16 protein-coding genes and 1 riboswitch are annotated in these 18,923 nt (G+C 72.7%); of the genes, 5 read left to right on the top strand and 11 right to left on the bottom strand.

The genetic code is table 11. The features are described 5' to 3' along the window. Positions 1-86: 86 nt before the first annotated feature. Complete coding sequence (locus tag ACFWGJ_RS27805) at positions 87-491, bottom strand: DUF1992 domain-containing protein (RefSeq protein ID WP_387329791.1); 405 nt, start codon at positions 489-491, stop codon at positions 87-89. Between the two features lie 257 nt (positions 492-748). Here ACFWGJ_RS27805 and ACFWGJ_RS27800 point away from each other — a divergent pair, with 257 nt between their 5' ends. Further along, positions 749-1,153 carry a hypothetical protein gene (locus ACFWGJ_RS27800; protein WP_387329788.1) on the top strand — a complete coding sequence of 135 codons (405 nt, stop codon included), beginning with the start codon at positions 749-751 and terminating at the stop codon, positions 1,151-1,153. Between the two features lie 44 nt (positions 1,154-1,197). Here the strand turns inward: ACFWGJ_RS27800 and ACFWGJ_RS27795 are convergent, their stop codons facing one another. Beyond that, positions 1,198-1,869, bottom strand: a complete 672-nt coding sequence (locus tag ACFWGJ_RS27795; protein WP_387329785.1) for an O-methyltransferase — start codon at positions 1,867-1,869, stop codon at positions 1,198-1,200. 319 nt (positions 1,870-2,188) lie between these two features. Here ACFWGJ_RS27795 and ACFWGJ_RS27790 point away from each other — a divergent pair, with 319 nt between their 5' ends. Then, positions 2,189-4,333 carry a bifunctional glycosyltransferase 87/phosphatase PAP2 family protein gene (locus tag ACFWGJ_RS27790; protein ID WP_387329782.1) on the top strand — a complete coding sequence of 715 codons (2,145 nt, stop codon included), beginning with the start codon at positions 2,189-2,191 and terminating at the stop codon, positions 4,331-4,333. Here the strand turns inward: ACFWGJ_RS27790 and ACFWGJ_RS27785 are convergent. After that, positions 4,287-5,933, bottom strand: a complete 1,647-nt coding sequence (locus ACFWGJ_RS27785) for a hypothetical protein (RefSeq protein ID WP_387329780.1) — start codon at positions 5,931-5,933, stop codon at positions 4,287-4,289. The genes ACFWGJ_RS27790 and ACFWGJ_RS27785 overlap by 47 nt on opposite strands. Positions 5,934-6,102: 169 nt before the next feature. Then, positions 6,103-7,347, bottom strand: a complete 1,245-nt coding sequence (locus ACFWGJ_RS27780; RefSeq protein ID WP_387329777.1) for a cytochrome P450 — start codon at positions 7,345-7,347, stop codon at positions 6,103-6,105. A gap of 327 nt (positions 7,348-7,674) precedes the next feature. Here ACFWGJ_RS27780 and ACFWGJ_RS27775 point away from each other — a divergent pair, with 327 nt between their 5' ends. After that, positions 7,675-8,844: a steroid 3-ketoacyl-CoA thiolase gene (locus ACFWGJ_RS27775; RefSeq protein ID WP_387329774.1), complete on the top strand. Its 1,170-nt coding sequence runs from the start codon at positions 7,675-7,677 to the stop codon at positions 8,842-8,844. Between the two features lie 98 nt (positions 8,845-8,942). Beyond that, positions 8,943-9,443: a pyridoxamine 5'-phosphate oxidase family protein gene (locus ACFWGJ_RS27770; protein ID WP_387329772.1), complete on the top strand. Its 501-nt coding sequence runs from the start codon at positions 8,943-8,945 to the stop codon at positions 9,441-9,443. Here ACFWGJ_RS27770 and ACFWGJ_RS27765 read toward each other — a convergent pair. After that, positions 9,440-10,243, bottom strand: coding sequence for an acyl carrier protein (locus ACFWGJ_RS27765; RefSeq protein ID WP_387329770.1), 804 nt, complete (start codon positions 10,241-10,243; stop codon positions 9,440-9,442). The genes ACFWGJ_RS27770 and ACFWGJ_RS27765 overlap by 4 nt on opposite strands. 469 nt (positions 10,244-10,712) lie before the next feature. On the opposite strand from ACFWGJ_RS27765, the gene ACFWGJ_RS27760 reads away from it, so the two are divergent. Next, positions 10,713-11,603 carry a PucR family transcriptional regulator gene (locus ACFWGJ_RS27760; protein WP_387329767.1) on the top strand — a complete coding sequence of 297 codons (891 nt, stop codon included), beginning with the start codon at positions 10,713-10,715 and terminating at the stop codon, positions 11,601-11,603. Positions 11,604-11,832: 229 nt separating this feature from the next. Here ACFWGJ_RS27760 and ACFWGJ_RS27755 read toward each other — a convergent pair whose 3' ends face one another. The 6 genes from ACFWGJ_RS27755 to ACFWGJ_RS27730 all read right to left on the bottom strand — a co-directional run bounded on the left by ACFWGJ_RS27755 (position 11,833) and on the right by ACFWGJ_RS27730 (position 18,450). Beyond that, positions 11,833-12,258 (bottom strand): transglycosylase SLT domain-containing protein, encoded by a 426-nt coding sequence (locus ACFWGJ_RS27755; RefSeq protein WP_210883049.1) that lies wholly within the window; start codon positions 12,256-12,258, stop codon positions 11,833-11,835. A gap of 341 nt (positions 12,259-12,599) precedes the next feature. Continuing rightward, positions 12,600-13,517, bottom strand: coding sequence for an ECF transporter S component (locus ACFWGJ_RS27750; RefSeq protein WP_387329764.1), 918 nt, complete (start codon positions 13,515-13,517; stop codon positions 12,600-12,602). After that, positions 13,514-15,232, bottom strand: a complete 1,719-nt coding sequence (locus tag ACFWGJ_RS27745; RefSeq protein ID WP_387329761.1) for an ABC transporter ATP-binding protein — start codon at positions 15,230-15,232, stop codon at positions 13,514-13,516. The genes ACFWGJ_RS27750 and ACFWGJ_RS27745 overlap by 4 nt, the downstream gene beginning before the upstream one ends. After that, entirely contained in the window at positions 15,229-16,452 is a 1,224-nt protein-coding gene (locus ACFWGJ_RS27740; RefSeq protein WP_387329758.1) for an energy-coupling factor transporter transmembrane component T, read from the bottom strand. The genes ACFWGJ_RS27745 and ACFWGJ_RS27740 overlap by 4 nt, the downstream gene beginning before the upstream one ends. A 16-nt stretch (positions 16,453-16,468) precedes the next feature. After that, entirely contained in the window at positions 16,469-17,152 is a 684-nt protein-coding gene (locus tag ACFWGJ_RS27735) for an SCO2322 family protein (RefSeq protein WP_387329755.1), read from the bottom strand. Beyond that, complete coding sequence (locus ACFWGJ_RS27730; RefSeq protein WP_387329752.1) at positions 17,149-18,450, bottom strand: prenyltransferase/squalene oxidase repeat-containing protein; 1,302 nt, start codon at positions 18,448-18,450, stop codon at positions 17,149-17,151. The genes ACFWGJ_RS27735 and ACFWGJ_RS27730 overlap by 4 nt, the downstream gene beginning before the upstream one ends. 172 nt (positions 18,451-18,622) lie before the next feature. Then, positions 18,623-18,701: riboswitch (cobalamin riboswitch) on the bottom strand. Positions 18,702-18,923: the final 222 nt, after the last annotated feature.

Genomic DNA, 18,923 nt, shown 5'->3' with positions numbered 1-18,923 from the left:
CGCCCGGGCGATGCGCCGGGCGGGGCCTCACTCATGGGCGCGTACGCCTCACGGACCGTCGGTCCTGACGGTGTGGCCGTCGGGTGTCAGGCCGCCCGGCGCTCGTGCCACGCGCGGACGATCTCCTCCACGTCGTACGGCTTGAGGCCCAGCGGTGGGCCCGGGGGCGGCTTGAACATCATGTCGCGGATCTTCGCGTTGATCTCCGTGACGATCCGCCGCACCACCCGCTCCGACGGCGCCGCGGCTGCCTCCTCCAGCGCGTCCTGCGCCTCCTTGCGCAGCGCCAGCGTGGGAGGCAGCACGGACAGGCCCTCGCGGGCCATCTTCTGCTTGATCCACCACAGTTCGTCGTACGACGTGTCGGGGCCGCTCGGCAACGGCTGGCCCGCACCGGCGAGTTCGGTGAACTCGCCGCGTGCCTCCGCCTCACGGATCTGCCGGTCGACCCAGGACTCGAAGCCGACCCCGGGAGGTTTGCGCTCGGTCATACGTCCATTGTGCCAAAGGCCGTTCCGGAACCCCCGCGCCGCACGCCGCGCGGGGACCGGCGAGCGGTATGCGACCGTGCCGCACGGTATGGACGGTGCGGAGCGGTATGCGACTGTGCCGGACGCCGTACGCCTCGGCGCTCTATCATTCGGCGGCGATACGTCGCCGGGCGTCGAACACGTCCCGGCGCGGGACAATCGGAACGTCGGAACGCGGAACGTAGGAACGCGGAACGCGCGGGAACGAAGGAGCGCACGTGCTCGAACTCACCATGGCCTCGGTGTCCGGGACGGACGCCGGCGCGACGGCCGGAATGCAGATGGCCGACGCGCCGAGCGAGCCGGGTGCCGTGCTGCGGGTGGGGCGCGACCGGGGCGCGTGCCGCCTCGCGACGCCCGACGACTGGCTGTTCGTCTCGCGGGTCCACCTGGAGTTCCTGTGCGGGCCCGAGGGGACCTGGCAGGTGACCTGGCTGCGGGGCACGCACGACGACCCGTCCTCCGAGGTGCGGTTCTCGCTGGTGGGCGGGGGCGGCGGAGTCCTGCAGCCGCTGCCGTACGGCGGGACGGCGAAGCTGCCCGCGGGCGGCTCGGGCGAGCTGGTCATCCACGACCGCACGGGCCCGCGCAGCGTGAACGTGGGCTTCTACCACGAGGTCTGACGCCCCCGGGTGCGCGGAACCCGCCGCCCGCGGCGGCGCGGTGCCTACGGCAGGACGCGCGCCAGCGCGAATCCGTCGTACCCCTTGACCCCCACGGTCTGGATCGCCGTGGCGCTCACCTTGGGGTGCGCGGCGAACAGGTCGAGCGCCTCGCGGGTGCCGCGCACGCTCGGGTCGTCGCTGGTGGCGTCGGTGACGGCGCCCTCGCGGACGACGTTGTCGAGGATGATCAGGCTGCCCGGCCGGGTGAGCTTCAGGGCCCACTCCACGTAGCGCGGGTTGTTCACCTTGTCCGCGTCGATGAAGACGACGTCGAAGGGCGCGGGGTCCTCCTCGGCCAGTGCCTGCAGGCCGATCAGGGCCGGTCCCACCCGGACCTCGGTGATCTTGTCCAGACCGGCCCGGGCGAGGTTGTGCCGGGCCACCTCGGCGTGCTGTTCGCTGTACTCCAGGGTGATCAGCCGGCCGTCCTCGGGGAGGGCGCGGGCCAGCCAGATCGTGCTGTAGCCGCCGAGCGTGCCGATCTCCAGGATGCGCGTCGCGCCCTGGATCACGGCGAGGAGGTGCAGCAGCTTGCCCTGGTTCGGGGCGACGTTGATCTGCGGGAGTCCGGCGGCGTCGCTGTCGCGCAGCGCCTCGGTCAGGGCGGCGTCCGGCGGGGCGAGGAGCCCGGTGAAGTAGTCGTCCACATCGTGCCAGAGCTGCGGCTCGCTCATGCGGTGAACCTTTCGTCTGTCTACTTAGGTGCACTAACTAGTTCCGTAGCCGAATATAGCCGGTTCCCGGCAAGTCGGGTGGTTGTATTCCCGACACGGCCTCGCGTGGCGGCGTGACGGGGGCCCTCTTCGGCCTTACAACACCTCCATCGGGACAAAAGAATGGAGGACGTCAGGTGAAGAGGGGGTTGCCCGCGTCTCACATCGGGGGTGGTGCGAGCCTCTTAGGGTTCGAACAGGAAACAGACGCACGGGACCCCCGGGACTCTTGGGGCCCATGGGGCGTAGAGGACGAACGGGGCGGGAGGGCCGACGGCACGTGGCAAATGTGGAGCACGGCGGACGACCAGGTGATCCCTTCGGGGCGACGGCACCCGAGGCGGCCAGAGCGCGGCTGGGCCTGGTCCGCGCGGGCCTGTGGCTGATCGCCGCTGTCCTGGCCGTACGACAGGTCGCCGTCGTCCTGAGTACGCCCAGGGGTGAGCGCCTGACGGATCTGGAGACCTGGGTCGGACCCGACGGCGTGCTGCATGTGAACGGTTCGCTGTACGACTCGACGCGCTTCACGGGCACGCCCTTCGGCGGACTGGTCCTCAAGCCTCTCACCAAGGCGGCCGAACAGGCCCTCGGCTGGGGCTGGACCTTCGGCACCCTGCTGCTGGTGGTGGCCCTCGGCCTGGTAGCCGCCCGCGCCCTCCCGCAGCCCGTGAGCCGCCGTACGGCCCTGCTGGCCGCCCCCGTCGCGATCAGCCTGCTCATGCTGTCGCTGCCCGTGCGCAACACCCTCTACCTCGGCCAGACCAGCATCATCCCGGTCCTGCTCGTGCTCCTCGGCTGCTTCGCCGTGCGCGGGGAACGGACGAGCGGGCTGCTGATCGGCCTCGCCGCGGCCCTGCAGCCCACCGTCCTGCTGTTCGCGCCGCTCCTGTGGTTCACCGGCCGCCGCCGCGCCGCCGTCTCCTCCGCGCTTACCTTCGCCGCGCTCACCGCGCTCGCGTGGGCCGCGATGCCGCACGACTCGTACACGTACTGGGTGCATCACCTGGCAGGCGTCGGGCTCGGGCGGCCCGCCGACGACCTCGCCAACCAGTCGCTGCACGGGGCGCTGCTGCGGCTCGGCGTGGAGGGGCCGCTGGAGATCGGGCTCTTCCTGGTGCTCGGCACCGCCGTCGCCGTACTCGGCCTGCGCCGGGCCGTGCGCTACGCCCGCGACGGACAGCTGCTGCTCGCCGTCGCGGTCACCGGCTGCGTCGCCGTCGCCGTCGCGCCGACCACCTGGCAGCACCAGCTGCTGTGGGTGCTGCTCGCGCTGGTCGGCCGCGTCGGCAGGAAGGCGGGCGACCGGTACGTGTGGCCGGTCGCCGTCATCCTGGTCATGACCCTGCCGGCCAAGATGATGCTGCCGAACATGGAGTCGCTGTACCCGCTGCGCGACAACGTCGTGCTGCTCGCCGCCCTCGCCGCCGCGACCGTGGTTCCGTTCCTGTCCCGTACGTCGGAGTACTACCGCTCGCCCGTCCCCACCGAGTACGCGCGGCCGGTGCCCACCCGCTGGAAGCACGTCCCCCTGCTGCCCTTCCTGCGCCGGGTCCTCACCCGCCCGAACCTCCTGCTCGAACTGCTGCTGATCCGTGTCGGCTACTCCGCGTACCAGCAGGTCAGGCTTGCGGCGACCGGTGGTACGAACACCGGGGGACGGGCCACCGCCGAACAGCACGGCGAGCAGATCCACTCGATCGAGCAGTTCCTCTTCATCGACATCGAGCACTGGGTCAACCACGCGGTCGTCAGGGCCGGCTGGCTGGAGGACTTCTTCAACTTCTACTACACGTCGTTCCACTTCGTGGTCCCGCTGACCGTGCTCGGCGTCCTGTACGCCCGCCGGCCCGCCGAGTACCGCTGGGCCCGCTCGGCGCTCGGCTTCGCCACACTGCTCGCGCTCGTCGGCTTCTGGCTCTACCCGCTGGCCCCGCCGCGGCTGATGCCCGGCCTCGGGTTCATCGACACCGTGCACGGCGTGCAGGACTTCTCCCAGCCGGACTACGGGACGCTGACCGCGCTCACCAACCAGTACGCGGCGATGCCCTCGCTGCACTTCGGCTGGTCGCTGTGGTGCGGGCTCGTCATCGCGGTCATCGCCCCCAAGTGGTGGATGAAGGCCCTCGGACTGCTGCACCCGCTGTTCACGGTCTCCGCGATCGTGGCGACCGGCAACCACTGGGTGCTGGACGCGGTGGGCGGCGCGGCCGTCGTCGGCGCCGGCTTCGGGCTGACCTACCTGCTCCAGGGACCCAGGCCCCGGCCGCACACGCTCACGAAGGCCGCGGCAGCCCCCTCCGGGGAAGCCGCGAAGGCGGAGAAGAACAGGGAAGGCGCGAACGCGGAGAAGGACGGGGAGGGCGGGGACGCGGGGGCGGTCAGCACCGCGGGGCCGGGCCCGGCGAAGGGCCGTACCCCGAGCTGATCCGGTACTCACCCGGCTCGGTCACCGTCAGCCGCGTGAACTCGCCCTCCTTTTCGAGGCAGCCCCCCTCGGCGTACAGCCAGGGCGAGAACGCGACCCGCACGGTCACCGGGCCGGGGCGCGGGACCCGCACCACGACCGCCGCGCTGTCGGCCCGCACGACCGAGGCGGGCGCCGACACCAGCGGTGTCGCCCCGCGCACCCGGTAGACCCGCCAGTTCGGGTCGCGCCACACCGGCTCCAGCCACGGTGTGCCGTTCCTGACCAGGCGTGCCTCGTCCTCCGCGAAGCCGTCCGGCTTCCCCGAGGGCAGCACCACGAAGCCGACGGCCCACCGGTCGAGCCAGGCCCGGTAGGTCTTCTCCGAGAACGTCCCGTCGTAGAACAGCCGGCCGCGCTCCATGTCCAGCTGCCGGTTCCAGCCGCGGGCCAGGTTCACGTGCGGGGCCAGCGCGGTGGCCTCGCGGTGGTTGCGGGCCGGGACCACCTCGACGCGCGTACGGTCCGCGCCGAGCCGGTCCAGGGCCTCCACGACGCTGGTGGTGTCGTGGGCCCAGGCGGGCACCACGGTCGACACCGCCAGATCGTCGACGGTCTTCTTGCCGACCCAGCCCACGGAGAACACCAGCGCCATGGTCAGCGCGACGCGCCGTCTGCCGTGGGTGGGCCCCGACCTCGGCACCGCGAGCAGCGCGGCCAGCAGCGCCGCAGGGGCGAACAGCTCGGCCAGCCGCTCCACGTTCGTGCCGACCGGCGAGGGCACCAGATACGTGAGGACCGTCCCCGCCGCGTACACGACCGCGCCCCAGCGCAGCACCCGCCAGCCGCGCGGGGCCAGCGTCAGCACGACGAGACCGATCAGGACCGGCGGCCAGATCCGGGTGGCGGGCATCAGCTGCTCGCCGGTGAACGGGAAGAGCAGGGTCGTCGCGCCGACCACCACGACCGGCGGCGCGATGAGCGCGGCGGCCCGTGCCCGGTCCCGCACGAGGGCGTACCCCGCCCCCGCGACGACCAGGAACAGGCCCGCGACCGGGCTGGCCATGGTCGCGAGCGCCGCGTACACCCACGCCAGCGGCAGGCGCCGCTCCCGGGTCAGCAGCACACAGGCGGCGAGTCCGAGCGCGACGCCGAGCGCGAACGTCGTACGCCCCGACGCCACGTTGCACCACAGGGCGAGCGAGGCGAGCAGTGCCGGGCCCAGGGGGCGGCGGATCCCCGTCCGGACGATGAGGGCCGCGGCCAGCCAGGCGGCCAGCAGCCCGGCCGCCACGGTGACCGTCCGCACCCCGAAGGCGGCCATCAGATACGGCGAGATCAGGCTGTAGTTGGCGGTGTGCATCCCGCCGTACCAGAACAGGCTGTACGCCGAGCCGCCGTGCCGGGACGCGAAGTCGGCCCACGCCTCCTGCGCGGCCAGATCACCGCCGCCGGTGGCCAGGAACAGCCACCAGACCACGTACAGCGGGACGGTCGGCAGGGTGGCGAGGAGCGGCACGCGGTGCCGGGTCCACACCGGCTCCCAAACCGGTCGGAGGCCCCGCTTCCGGGCGGTCCGCGCGCCCTCCTCGCGGACGGGGGACAGTTCGGCTGGGACCACGGCTCGGCGTTTCCGTTCGAAGTCTTCGAAGGTGTGAGTTGGCTGTGCCACCTGTGAAGACGCTCGGCGGACCGAAATCGTTCACCGAGTACCGAAATGTGCGCCGGTCGGGGGAACTTCCGGCCGGTTCGGCCGGATCGTTCGGTCGACGGTCTCCGGCCGGCCCTGCTCAGTCGACGCCGACCTGCAGCTCCTTCACTCCGTTGATCCAGGCCGAGCGCAGCCGGCGCGGGTCGCCGGCCAGGTGCACACCGGGCATCGCGTCGGCGATCGCGTTGAAGATGAGGTCGATCTCCAGGGTGGCCAGGGATTTGCCGAGGCAGAAGTGCGGGCCGCCGCCCCCGAAGCCGAGGTGCGGGTTCGGGTCGCGGTGGACGTCGAAGACCTCCGGCGTGTCGAAGACCTCCGGGTCGTTGTTGGCGGACGAGTAGAAGAGGCCGACGCGGTCGCCCTTCCTGATCTGCTTGCCGCCCAGTTCGGTGTCCTGGGTCGCGGTGCGCTGGAAGGCGACGATGGGCGTGGCCCAGCGGACGATCTCCTCCGCGGCGGTCGCCGGGCGCTCCCGCTTGTAGAGGTCCCACTGGTCGGGGTGGGTGAGGAAGGCGTGCATGCCGTGCGTGATGGCGTTGCGGGTCGTCTCGTTGCCCGCGACGGCCAGCATCAGGACGAAGAAGCCGAACTCGTCGGAGGCGAGGTTGCCCTCGTCCTCGGCGGCCACCAGCGTGGTGACGATGTCCTTGGCGGGGCACTGCTTGCGGTCGGCCGACATGTTCATCGCGTAGGCGAGGATCTCGGTCGCGGCCTCCTGGCCGATCTCCTCGGTGATCGCGTACTCCGGGTCGTCGTACGCGATCATCTTGTTGGACCAGTCGAAGATCTTGGCGCGGTCGTCCTGCGGGATGCCGATGAGTTCCGCTATCGCCTGCAGGGGCAGTTCGCTGGCGACCTCGGTGACGAAGTCGAAGGAGCCGCCGGGGCCGGCGTTCGCGAGGGCGGTCGCGACGATCCGGGTCGCGCGGTCGTGCAGGTTCTGCTCCAGGGCGCGGATGGCGCGCGGGGTGAAGCCGCGCTGGACGATCTGGCGGACCCGGGTGTGCTCGGGCGGGTCCATGTTGAGCAGGATCAGCCGCTGGGCGTCGATGGCGTCCCGCTCCATGTGCGGGCCGAAGCGGATGATCGCGGTGTTCAGGGTGGAGGAGAACAACTCCGGGTGCGTGGAGACGTACTTGACGTCGGCGTGCCGCGTCACGGCCCAGTAGCCCTCGTCCTGGAAGCCGGCGACGTTGGCCGGCTGCGGGATCCAGCGGACCGGCTCGGCCCGGCGCAGCTCGGCGAACTCCGGGAGGGGCACGCGGTGGTGCAGCACATCGGGGTCGGTGAAATCGAACCCGTCGGGCAGCGCTGGACAGGGCATCGGCAACTCCAGGTCGTGAAGTCCAGGTCGTACGACGGTCGGGTTCTGACGGTCCATCAGCACCGGGAATTGCCGTGAAGGTAGTAACGGGTTCTACAAGAGGCAAGAGGCGCGGCACCCCGAATCTCGATGCGTGCCACCTTTCCGCGCGGGGTCCACTTCTGTGCGAGGTCCGTGCAGATAGCCACTTCGGGAGCTGCACGACCCTTGCGGTGGCGGACGCCGGGTCAGCAGACTGCACACAGAACTAGAACGCGTACTAGTTCAGCGTGGCGGGTGGGCCGGGACGCCCGCGCCGCGCGGGTGACCCGAGGAGAGGAACTCCCCATGGCCGCGGAACCCGTGATCGTCGAAGCCGTACGCACCCCCATCGGCAAGCGCGGTGGCGCGCTCGCCGCTCTGCATCCCGCCTATCTGCTGGGCGAGACCTACCGTGAACTCCTCGGCCGTACCGGCATCCACGCGGACTGCGTCGAGCAGATCGTCGGCGGCACGGTGACACACGCCGGTGAGCAGTCCATGAACCCCGCCCGCACGGCCTGGCTGACGATGGGACTGCCGTACGAGACGGCGGCCACCACGGTCGACTGCCAGTGCGGCTCCTCGCAGCAGGCCTCGCACATGGTCGCCAACATGGTCGCGGCCGGCGTGATCGACGTCGGCATCTCGTGCGGTGTCGAGGCCATGTCGCGCGTGCCGCTGGGCTCCGGCTCCAAGCACGGGCCGGGCAAGCCCTTCCCCGACGAGTCGAACGTGGACCTGCCGAACCAGTTCGAGGCGGCGGAGCGGATCGCCCGCCATCGCGGCCTGACCCGCGAGAACGTCGACTCCCTCGGGCTCGTCTCCCAGGAGCGCGCGGCCGTCGCCTGGTCCGAGGAACGCTTCAAGCGCGAGACGTTCGCCGTGCAGGTGCCCACGACGGAGGACGAACAGCGGGCCGGGCAGGGCATGTGGCGGCTCGTCGACCGCGACGAGGGGCTGCGCGACACGTCCATGGAGGCACTGGCGAAACTCAAGCCGGTGATGCCCACGGCCGTCCACACCGCCGGCAACTCCTCCCAGATCTCCGACGGCGCCAGCGCGATCATGTGGGCGTCGAAACGGATGGCACGGGCGCTGAAACTGCGCCCGCGCGCCAAGATCGTGGCCCAGGCGCTGGTCGGCTCCGACCCGCACTTCCACCTCGACGGGCCGATCGACGCGACGAAGGCCGTCCTGGGCAAGGCCGGGATGTCGTTGAAGGACATCGACATCGTCGAGATCAACGAGGCTTTCGCGTCGGTGGTGCTGAGCTGGACCCAGGTCTTCGGACAGGACCTGGCGAAGGTGAACGTGAACGGCGGCGCGATCGCGCTCGGGCATCCGGTGGGCGCCACCGGGGCGCGCCTCATCACCACGGCACTCCACGAACTGGAGCGCAGGGACAAGGAGTTCGCGCTCATCGTGATGTGCGCGGGCGGGGCACTGTCGACGGGGACGATCATTCAGCGGCTCTGAGCGGCTCTGAGCGGCTCTGAGCGGACCGGGCGTCGGTCGCTGGGACTAGGTCCCGCGCCCCATGCGGGCGGCGGGCCCGCTGGTTAGGGTCGGCAGCCATGCGGATCATGGGAGCGGAGCCTCGCCGGACGCCGGAGCGCACGCGCGACACACTGGAACGCCTCCGTACGGAACGGGACGTCTGGGTTTCGACGGCTCATCCGGAGCACGGGCCGCACCAGGTGCCTCTGTGGTTCCGGTGGGACGGACACGCCGTCTGGATGTGCACCGGCGCGGCCTCCGTGACCGTGCGGAACGTCCGTGCGGAGCCGCGGGTGCGCCTCGCGCTGCCCGACACCTTCGACGTGGTGCTCCTCCAGGGCGAGGCCGAGTGCTTCCCCGAGGAGCGGGTGCCTTCGGACGCGGCGGAGGGGTTCGCCGGAAAGTTCGGCTGGGACCCGCGCGCCGAGGAGGGGGACTTCGTGTACGTACGTGTGGTGCCGAGGACCGTGCGTGCCTGGCGCGGTGAGCCGGAGCTGCGCGGGAGGGTCGTCATGCGTAACGGGGCCTGGACGGTTCGCCCCCGCCCGGGCGGGGGCGAACCGCAGACCGCCGGCTAGCCGCGCGGCAGTGAGGTGTTGGTGATCGGGAGCGAGCGGCTCGCGCCGGACACGTACATGTCCCTCGGGGCCGTACGCAGCGTGAACGTGTCGTCGTAGTCGCGGATCCGCGCGAGCAGCATGAAGGTGCCGTCGGCCCTGGCGGTCGTCCGCACGCGGTACTGGCTCTCCCAGTAGGTCTGCAGGAAGACCTCGGTGCCACCGGGCTCGACCCCCTCGGGCAGGGTGACCCTGCCCTGCACGATGAGGATGTCGCCCGCCTTCAGTCTCTTCCTGTTGACCGTGTGGGCGACGGAGCTGGTCCTGGCGTCGGCGGTCACGGTGGTGTCCGCGAAGTAGCCGTCCTGCGGGGTGTTGAGGTCGCCGTCCTCGTCGTAGAGGGCCGTGATCTGCACCCCCTGCTGGACGTTCAGCAGGCTGCTGGTGCCCACGTGGTCGATGTCGACGTCCGGGATCGTGAACCTGCCGTCGGCGTCGCTGACCGGCCTGCCCAGCTCGCGCGGCTCGTAGTACGTGGGGTCGATCGGGTCGCCCCACGGATTCCAGGTGGTGAAGCGGACGACCTCCTCGACGGTGACGGGGATGTGGGGCGCCGGGGTGCCGTCCGCCTTCGTGACGGTGCCGGTGACGTCGACGCGGCGGTGGTCGTGGTCGGTGGTGGCCGGGTCGGTGCTCACCGTCAGCACATAGGCGTCGCCGGGAGCGGCGTCCGCCGAGGCGGCGGGCGTGGACAGGGCTCCGGCGGTGAGCAGGAGCGCGGTGACGGCGGCGAGCCTCGTCGGCAGGGACTTCCTGGACACAGATCAACTCCGGGTTCGGTCGGGACCGCGGGATCGGTCGGGACTGCGGATCGGGACTGAAGCTGTCGCGCCGGGCGGCACCGGTTCCGCCACGGCGCAGAGGTGCGACGCACCGGGTTCGACCGGCCGGGCGGAACGGGAGTTGTACCTCTGCGGGGCCCGTTACAGGGCTGTCGCAGGGGGCTGATTTGTATGGGTTTGCGGTTCACCTGGATGACGGCTGCCGGTCGCCCCGCATTGCCGTTGACGAGGACGGGCCCTCAGTGGCAGCGAGGGCTTCGTGTTTCTGAGGCGCCGGGAAATCCGGCGAGCGCGTTCCTGCGAATGCTGAGGGGCGGCGGTGGGGCACATGGCTGGCATGGGCATGACCTGCTGCTGGTCGGCGCGGCGGAAGTCGCGATCAGGGGTCGCGGCAGGGGGCGCGGCAGGGGGTGCGGCAGCACTCACGACAGCCTACGGAGGAGCGATCGTGTGGGATATTTTCGACATCCTGGACAAGCGGGTCACGGAGAACGTCAGAAACGCCGTCGAGGCGTACACGGGAGAACTCCCCGAGTACGAGCGGGCGCAGAGCGAACCGCGCACCCATGTGCTCGGCTTCGAGGAGGGGCGCTCCCACGCGCTGTCGGAGGTGGCGCGGGTGCAGGCGTGCGCGAAGATGCTGCTGGCCGACGACCCCGCGGCCCCCGAGATCACCCGCGACCTGGGCCTGCCCACCCCCGGCCGCTACGCCGTCACCGTGCTGCGGTTCCCGGCGTCGGGTTCCCTTCCGGACAGCGGGACACGTGCCGCGCTGCTCGAACCGTTCCTCCCGGGCCATCGGGTGCCCCTGCTCTGGCGGCGGCCGGAGGAGTTCGTCGCGCTCGTTCCGGCCGACGAGGACCCGGCCGCGGTGGACCGGCGCGTCCTCTCCCTCGCCCGGGACTTCGCGGCGGCCGTCGCCCTGCCCTGCGCGGTCGGCACGGCCACCGGGGCGGTCTTTGCGCTGGCCGAGACCGCGCGGACGGCCAGCCTGGTCAGCAGGGCCGCGCCCGTCACCGGTACCCCCGACCGTGCCTGCACGGCCGCCGACGTCTTCGTCGAGATGGGGCTGGTGCAACTGCCCCAGCTCGACGACTGGTTACGCGACCTCACCGGACGGCTGGCGGAGGGCCCCGACCTCGTGGCGACGCTGGACGCCTACTACCGCGCCGACATGAACCGGCTGCGGGCGTCCGCCGCGCTGCACGTCCATCCGCGCACGCTGGACTACCGGCTGCGCCGGGTGCGGGCCCTGATCGGCGTGGACCCCGGCTCCACCAGGGGGATCCGCCTTCTCAGTGCCGCCGTGACGCGGGTGCGGGCGGGCGCCTGGGGGTGACCTGGGGTGAGCGCGTGGTGCTGTGCCGGGGTTCGTGGCGCATGACGAAGGCGGCGGCCCGGGGATCGGGGTCGCCGCCTTCGCCGTGCGGGGCCCCGCCGGGGGTGCGGGGATGGGGGTGGTTTTTTGGCTGCGGGTGCGTCGTGGCTGGTCGCGCAGTTCCCCGCGCCCCTGAGGGGCGGGCCCTGACGGGCCGCGCCCCTTGCGGGGCGGGGCCTAGCGTTTGGGCTCAGTACCAGCCGTTGGCCTGCCAGAAGTTCCAGGCGCCGACCGGGCTGCCGTAGCGGGAGTTCATGTAGTCGAGGCCCCACTTGATCTGGGTCTTGGCGTTCGTCTTCCAGTCGGAGCCCGCGGAGGACATCTTCGAGCCGGGCAGGGCCTGGACCAGGCCGTAGGCGCCGGAGGAGGAGTTCGTGGCGTCGACGTCCCAGCCGCTCTCGTGCTCGACGATCTTCGAGAACGCCTTGTACTGGGCGTCGTCGTGGATCATCTTCTGCGCGATCGTCTTGGCCGACGCGGAGGAGGCCACCGTGGGGGTCGCGGCCTGGGCGGGGCCCGCGGCGATGACCATGCCGGCGGTGGCGGCTGCCACGGCGGCGCCGGTGAGGGCCTTCTTCGGGGTGGCGATGAGACGAATACGGGTGGAGAAGGACACGGAGAACCTTTTCTTCGGGGACGGGACGGTCGCTCGTACGCCCTGACGTCCAGCCCTGGCATGCGGCGGCGCCGAGGCCCTGAGGGGCACGTCGGCGCCTTGCGACTCCACCAATGAACCAGGCCGGAAGCCTGTCCGCAATGACCCCTTTTGCTAGTTGTGGTCGTACCCGCCGCGAAAGGTCCCTCTGTGACGTGGCTCTCAATCCGCAGGTCAGAGGTGGTTGAGCCGTGGGCATGACAAGAGCCGTGGTCTACGGCCGCCCGTAGTAGAGGACCAAGGTCCTGTGGGCCGCCTCACGAGGGGCGCACGGTACGCGTGACACCACGTAGTTGCGCCTTCTACAGCGTGCGGCCGGGCGGTGTGACCGGCGCCGCACCCCCGCGGTCACCGGCGGGGTCCCCGAACGTGACCGGCGTCTCGAAAGCCGCCCTGCGCGTGGCCCGGCGGAGTGCCTTGAGGACCGTCGCGCCCAGGGTGAGGGTCAGGACGACCGTCACCGTGGCCCGGCCCAGGTCCCAGCCGAGCGAGGTGGCCAGGCAGTACGCGACGAACCGGGCCAGATTGGTGTGCACGGCGTCGTGGGCGTCGAAGGCCACGTTCGACGACAGCGCGTCCATGAAGGGCCAGCCCGCCAGATTCATGAACGTGCCGTACGCGAAGGCCGCCACGAAGCCGTACGCGGCCAGCATCGCCAGCTCACCCCTGCCCCGCAGCCGGTCCGGGCCCGGGAGCAGCCCCGCGCCCATCGTGAACCAGCCCATGGACAGCATCTGGAACGGCATCCACGGCCCGACCCCGCCCGTGAGCAGCGCGGACGCGAACATCGTGACCGACCCGAGCACGAAGCCGAACCCCGGCCCCAGCACCCGCCCGCTCAGCACCATCAGGAAGAACATCGGCTCGATGCCCGCCGTGCCGGCCCCGATCGGCCGCAGCGCGGCCCCGGTCGCGGCCAGCACCCCGAGCATGGCCACGGCCTTGGGGCCAAGGCCCGACTCGGAGATCGTCGCGGCGACGACCCCGACCAGCAGCACGAGAAGCCCCGCGAACAGCCACGGCGCGTCCTGCGAGTGGGCGCCCACCTGCGAGGTCGGCCCGCTGAAGAAGGGCCAGGTCAGCGCGGCGAGCCCGATGGCACCGACCAGGACGAGGGCGGCGACGGACCGCGGACCGAGGCGGATGGGGCGGGCCTGGGCCTGGGGTCGGTACCGGGTCCGGGTCCGGGTCCGGGTCCCGGTCTTGGGGCGGCTGTTCATGACCGCGCGCCCTCTGCCGGCCCGGACGTGTCCAGCGCCTCGCGCACCTGGGAGACCGTGAGCCACTTCTGCGGAGAGAGGATCTTGGTGACCTGCGGGGCGAACGACGGGGAGGCGACGACGACCTCCGCCGTCGGGCCGTCGGCGACGGGCTCGCCGTCCGCGAGGATGACCACCCGGTGCGAGAGCTCGGCGGCCAGCTCCACGTCGTGGGTGGCCAGGACGATGGCGTGCCCCCCGGCCGCGAGCGCCCGCAGCAGCGTCACCAGACGGGACTTGGCCGCGTAGTCGAGGCCGCGGGTCGGCTCGTCGAGGAGGAGCAGGGGCGGCCGGGCCGTCAGGACCACCGCCAGGGCCAGCGTGAGCCGCTGCCCCTCCGACAGGTCGCGCGGATGCGTGTCGTCCTCGATGCCCGGCAGCAGCCCGGACACCAGGGCCCGGCAGGTGCCCGCCCCGGCCCCCGCGTCCGAGTCCGCCGCCGCGCACTCCCCGGCCACCGTGTCCGCGTACAGCAGATCCCGGGGCTCCTGCGGTACGAGGCCGACGTGGCGGACGAGGTCGCCGGGCGCCGTGCGATGCGGCTGGAGCCCGCCCACGCGGACCGAACCCGCCGACGGGGGGACGAGACCGACGAGGGCGGAGAGCAGGGTCGACTTGCCCGCGCCGTTGCGGCCCATGAGCGCGACGGTCTCGCCGGGGGCCACGGACAGGGTGACGTCGTGGAGCACCTCGGTACGGCCACGGCGGACGGCGAGGCCGGTGACCACGGCCGGGTGGGCGGTGGTCACCGGTGTCTCGGGCGGGCGCCTGCGGAAGAGCCGGGGGCGGCGGGCGGGGGCCGTGGCACCCACCGAGGGGGCGGGTACGGGGCCGGGGGCGCCCGGTCCCTCGTACGGGAGTGCCCGCAGGCGGTCGCGCAGGTCTCCCGCTCTGCGGCGGGCGTCGCGGACCGTGAGGGGCAGCGGGGTCCATCCGTCGAGCCGGCCCAGGGCCACCACCGGCGGGTACACCGGCGACACGGCCATGACCTCGGCCGGTGTGCCCAGCAGCAAGGGGGCGCCGGGGGAGGGGAGGAGGGCGACCCGGTCGGCGTACTGCACGACGCGTTCCAGGCGGTGTTCGGCCATCAGGACCGTCGTGCCGAGGTCGTGCACGAGGCGCTGGAGGACCGCGAGGACCTCTTCCGCGGCGGCCGGGTCGAGGGCCGAGGTCGGTTCGTCGAGGACCAGGACGTCGGGGTGCGGGGTGAGGACCGAGCCGATCGCGACCCGCTGCTGCTGTCCGCCGGAGAGCGTGGAGAGGGGGCGGTCACGCAGGTCGGCGAGGCCCAGCAGGTCCAGGGTCTCCTCGACGCGGCGGCGCATCACGTCCGGCGCGAGGCCCAACGACTCCATGCCGTAGGCGAGTTCGTCCTCGACGGTGTCCGTGACGAAGTGCGAGAGCGGGTCCTGGCCCACCGTGCCGACCACGTCGGCGAGTTCGCGGGGCTTGTGCGTGCGCGTGTCACGGCCCGCGACCGTCACCCGGCCGCGCAGGGTGCCCCCGGTGAAGTGCGGGACCAGTCCGCTCACGGCGCCGAGCAGCGTCGACTTGCCGACCCCGGAAGGGCCGACGAGCAGCACCAACTCGCCCTCGGGAACGGTGAGTTCGATGCCACGGATCGACGGCTCCGGCGCCCCGTCGTATGTCACGGAGACATCCTCGAAGCGGATCATGAGGGCTCCTTGACGGTGGTACGGACGTCCGCGGGTGCGGGTGCGGGTGCGACGAAGGCGGGGAGGAGACCGAGGAGGATCGCGGCGGCGGGCCACAGCGGAAGCGTCGGCGCGGTCAGGGGGACGACACCGGGGTGCAGGGCCGCGTAGGCGTCCGCGTCCGCCGAGGCGTACAGGACGAGGAGCGCGGCAACGGCCGCACCGGACGCGGCGACCAGCCAGGCGCGCACGCCCCACGCGTCCGGCCGGTACCGGGTGCGCAGCGAGCGGCGTCCGCCCAGCCACAGACCGCCCAGGGCGGCGGCGAGTCCGGCGAGCAGCACGGGCAGACCGTAGGTGCCGCCCTCCGCGGTGAGCAGGCCGTACGTGCCCGCGCAGACCCCGACCAGACCGCCGAGGGTGAGGGCGGCGGTGGTCCGGCGGACACCCGGAGGCACCTCGGCGGAACGGCCGTACCCGCGCGCGTCCATCGCCGCCGCGAGGGCCACCGAACGCTCCAGCGCGCCCTCCAGGACCGGCAGTCCGACCTGGAGCAGCCCGCGCAGACCGTGGTCGGGACGGCCGCGCAGCCGCCGGGCCGCGCGCAGCCGCTGGACGTCCGCGATCAGGTTCGGGGCGAAGGTGAGGGCGACCACGACGGCGACCCCCGCCTCGTACAGGGCGCCCGGGAGTGATTTCAGGAGGCGGGCCGGGTTCGCGAGGGCGTTCGCGGCGCCCACGCAGATGAGGAGCGTGGCGAGTTTCAGGCCGTCGTAGAGCGCGAAGACCAGGCCTTCGGCGGTGACCCGGCCGCCGACACGGATGCCCTGCGCCCAGTCGGGGAGGGGGAGTTCGGGCAGGGTGACCAGGGTGTGCGTGCCTGGGACGGGCGAGCCGAGGAGGACGGCGAAGGCCAGCCGGATGCCGAGCACGGCGAGCGCGAGCTTCACGAACGCGCCGTAGGAACGGGCCCAGGGCGCCTCCGTCCGGCGCGCCGCCACCACGTAACCGGCGACACCGACGAGGAGGGCCAGGAGGAGGGGGTTCGTGGTGCGGGACGCGGCGGTCCCCAGGCCCAGGGCCCAGATCCACCAGGCGCCGGGGTGGAGGGCGTTGGTACGGGTCGCCCGCGGGGCGCGCAGGCGCGACCAGGGCAGGGCCGCGCGCGCCGCGGGTGCCGCGGGTGCCCCGGCCCCGTGCTCCCGGCCGGTGTGTTCGCCGGTGTTCTCGCCGGTGGTCATCGTCCGTGTCCCGTCGTCAGCCGCGGCGACGGCGGGCCTGCCAGAGCGTGGCCGCGCCCAGGGCGGCCACGGCGGCGATCCCGGCCACCAGGCCCACCGAGGGGCCGCTGCCCCCGTCCCCGTTCGCGTCTTCGGGTTCGCTCGCCGCGCGAGGCTGTTGGGAAGCCCCCGCGTCGTCCGCCACGGCCTCGCCGCAGCCCGTGCGGGGGTAGCCCGCGATGGCGCACAGCAGGGCGTTCGTGTCGTAGCGCAGCGGCTTGGCGACGGCGGCGAGGGCGTCCGCGGTCGTCGCGTCCTCGTCGACGCGGGCGCAGACCGTACGCGGGCTCGGATCCGGCGGAGTCGAACCGTCCGGCGCGTCCTGGGCGGTACCGAAGTCGAGGACGAGCGCGACCCGCTTGGCGCCCTCCCGCGCGGGCGTCTTCGCGCAGATCGCCGCGAAACCGCTCTCCCCACGGGGCTTCGCCGAGTGCTTCGAGTCCTCGCTCACCGAGAACCGGAAGCCCTGGACGTCTCCGTCGGACGGGCGTGCGGTCGACGGGCCCTGGGTCGCGTACACCCAGCCCCCGCCGGCGGACTCGCGGTCCCAGAAGGACCAGTAGCGATAGCCGACCGCCTGGGCCTGCCCCGCCGTGCCGAGTACCGCGAGCAGGAGGCCCAGGACCAGCAGGGCGAGCAGAACCGGGCGGTTGCGGGTCACGGCTGCTGCTGCTTCTTGGTACGGGTGCTGAGGAGGAAGCCCACGCCGATGCCGCCGACGAGGCCGACGCCGACGATCCACCAGACGCTGACGCCGCCGTCGTCCTCGTTCGCGTCCTCGGCGGCCTGCTCGTCGTCCTTGCCGTCCTTGGCTGCGGGTTCCGCCGCCGGGCCGGTCGCGCCCAATTGCTTCACCAGGTCGGCGCCGCCGAAGTTGCGCGGGTCCGTCCCCGTGGCGTGCGCCGCGAAGATCAGCTGCGCGTACGCGGCCGGGCCGCTCTCCGCCGCCCAGGAGGCGGAGTTCTTCTCCAGCCAGGTCAGCGGCTTTCCGGTGTCGGCGCCCCGGCCCGCCGCCGCGAGTGCGACGACGGTGTCGGCGGTGTTGCCGTAGTCGGGCTGGTCCTCGGCGCCCGCCAGGGCGGACTCCAGGTAACCGGTCTCGGCGACCGCGCCGGCGAGGTACGCGGCGCCGTTGGCCGCCGCCTGCTCCGGGGTGGGGGAGTCGCCGCCCGCGCACGCGGCGGCCTTGCCGTTGCCGGAGGGCGTGGCGGACGGCCCGTCGTCCTCGGGGTCCGTCACCAGGCCCTCGCCGAGTGCGCCGAGCACACCCGCGGCCGTGGCGTCGGCGTTCGCCGCGAGCTTGCCCTTCTTGTCGGGCTGGAAGGCGAAGGCGCCGCCGTCGTTCCCGCCGGCCTTGTCGCCCTTGCCGCAGGGGAGGGCGAGGCCCAGCAGGGCGTCGTACGGTGTCCGGTCGTCCTTGGAGCGCAGGTCCTCGGTGTCGGTGTCCGCGGCCTCCAGGGCCCCGATGACGACGGACGTCGAGTTGGTGTCGCTGGCGCCGCCCGGGAGGTAGCCCCAGCCGCCGTCCTCGTTCTGCACGGACTTCAGCCACTTCACGGCCGCGGCTGTCGCGTCCGCCGCTGCGGTGTCGTCGGCGTCGAGCGCGGTCAGGGCCTGGAGTGCGGCGCCGGTGCTGTTCGTGTCGATCTGCGTCTTGGCGTCGCACTGCGCGGCCGGGTCCGCGCGGTAGGCCGCGAAGCCGCCGTTCGCGCACTGCTGTCCGGTGAGCCAGTCGACGGCCTTCGCCGCGGGCCGCACGCCCACGGTGTGCTGGGCGAGCAGCGCCAGCGACTGCCGCCAGACACCGTCGTACGTGGGGTCGGTGCTGCCGTACAGGCCGGAAGGCAGTGTCAGGGACGGGGACGGGGACGGGGACTCGTCGGCGAGGGCGGCCGGCGCGAACGCCGTGCCGATCACGGCGGTGGCGGCCAGTACCGCGGCGCTGCGGCGGACAAACATGATCGGCGGGTGCCTCTCTGTACTCAGCGGTTCGCCGACGGGGGTGCCCCTTCGGCTCTCCCGGTGCGGGAGGAGCCGGGCAGCCCGGAGCCCCGGGCGGCTCGGCTCCGCATGCCTCGACGGTGCCGGTCACCGGCGGTCCCGGTGACGCGAGCCGGTCACGTTCCGTGCGGGGCAATCCGGCTTGCCGCCCGCTGTGGACGGGGCGGCACACGGCTGCGGGTCAGCGCCGGATTTGCACCGGCTTCCCCCCGTACGAGTGTGATGGCGACCTGCTCACTGTACCGGCCCGTAGGAATGCGGTCGCCTGCCGGCGGGGTCCTCCGGGGTGGCTCGGGTGGTGGCTCGGCTGCGGGCCGGTGGGGGCTGGCCGCGCAGTTCCCCGCGCCCCTGAACGGCGGGGCTGCGCCCCGGCCTGGTCCCCGCGCCTCTGGGGGGGGTGGGGCGGGGGTTGGATGGATCGGGGCGTAGCC

It is taken from the genome of Streptomyces sp. NPDC060205, from assembly GCF_042728395.1.
GTDB lineage: Bacteria > Actinomycetota > Actinomycetes > Streptomycetales > Streptomycetaceae > Streptomyces.
The sequence above is the reverse complement of the archived record's forward strand: the minus strand, read 5'-3'. Positions and strand labels throughout refer to the sequence as shown.

Excerpts from the sequence above, each read along its gene's own strand:
- ACFWGJ_RS27805 (WP_387329791.1), bottom strand. The coding sequence starts at position 491 with ATGACCGAGCGCAAACCTCCCGGGGTCGGCTTCGAGTCCTGGGTCGAC.
- ACFWGJ_RS27795 (WP_387329785.1), bottom strand. The coding sequence starts at position 1,869 with ATGAGCGAGCCGCAGCTCTGGCACGATGTGGACGACTACTTCACCGGG.
- ACFWGJ_RS27780 (WP_387329777.1), bottom strand. The coding sequence starts at position 7,347 with ATGCCCTGTCCAGCGCTGCCCGACGGGTTCGATTTCACCGACCCCGAT.
- ACFWGJ_RS27775 (WP_387329774.1), top strand. The coding sequence starts at position 7,675 with ATGGCCGCGGAACCCGTGATCGTCGAAGCCGTACGCACCCCCATCGGC.
- ACFWGJ_RS27770 (WP_387329772.1), top strand. The coding sequence starts at position 8,943 with ATGCGGATCATGGGAGCGGAGCCTCGCCGGACGCCGGAGCGCACGCGC.
- ACFWGJ_RS27750 (WP_387329764.1), bottom strand. The coding sequence starts at position 13,517 with ATGAACAGCCGCCCCAAGACCGGGACCCGGACCCGGACCCGGACCCGG.
- ACFWGJ_RS27745 (WP_387329761.1), bottom strand. The coding sequence starts at position 15,232 with ATGATCCGCTTCGAGGATGTCTCCGTGACATACGACGGGGCGCCGGAG.
- ACFWGJ_RS27740 (WP_387329758.1), bottom strand. The coding sequence starts at position 16,452 with ATGACCACCGGCGAGAACACCGGCGAACACACCGGCCGGGAGCACGGG.
- ACFWGJ_RS27730 (WP_387329752.1), bottom strand. The coding sequence starts at position 18,450 with ATGTTTGTCCGCCGCAGCGCCGCGGTACTGGCCGCCACCGCCGTGATC.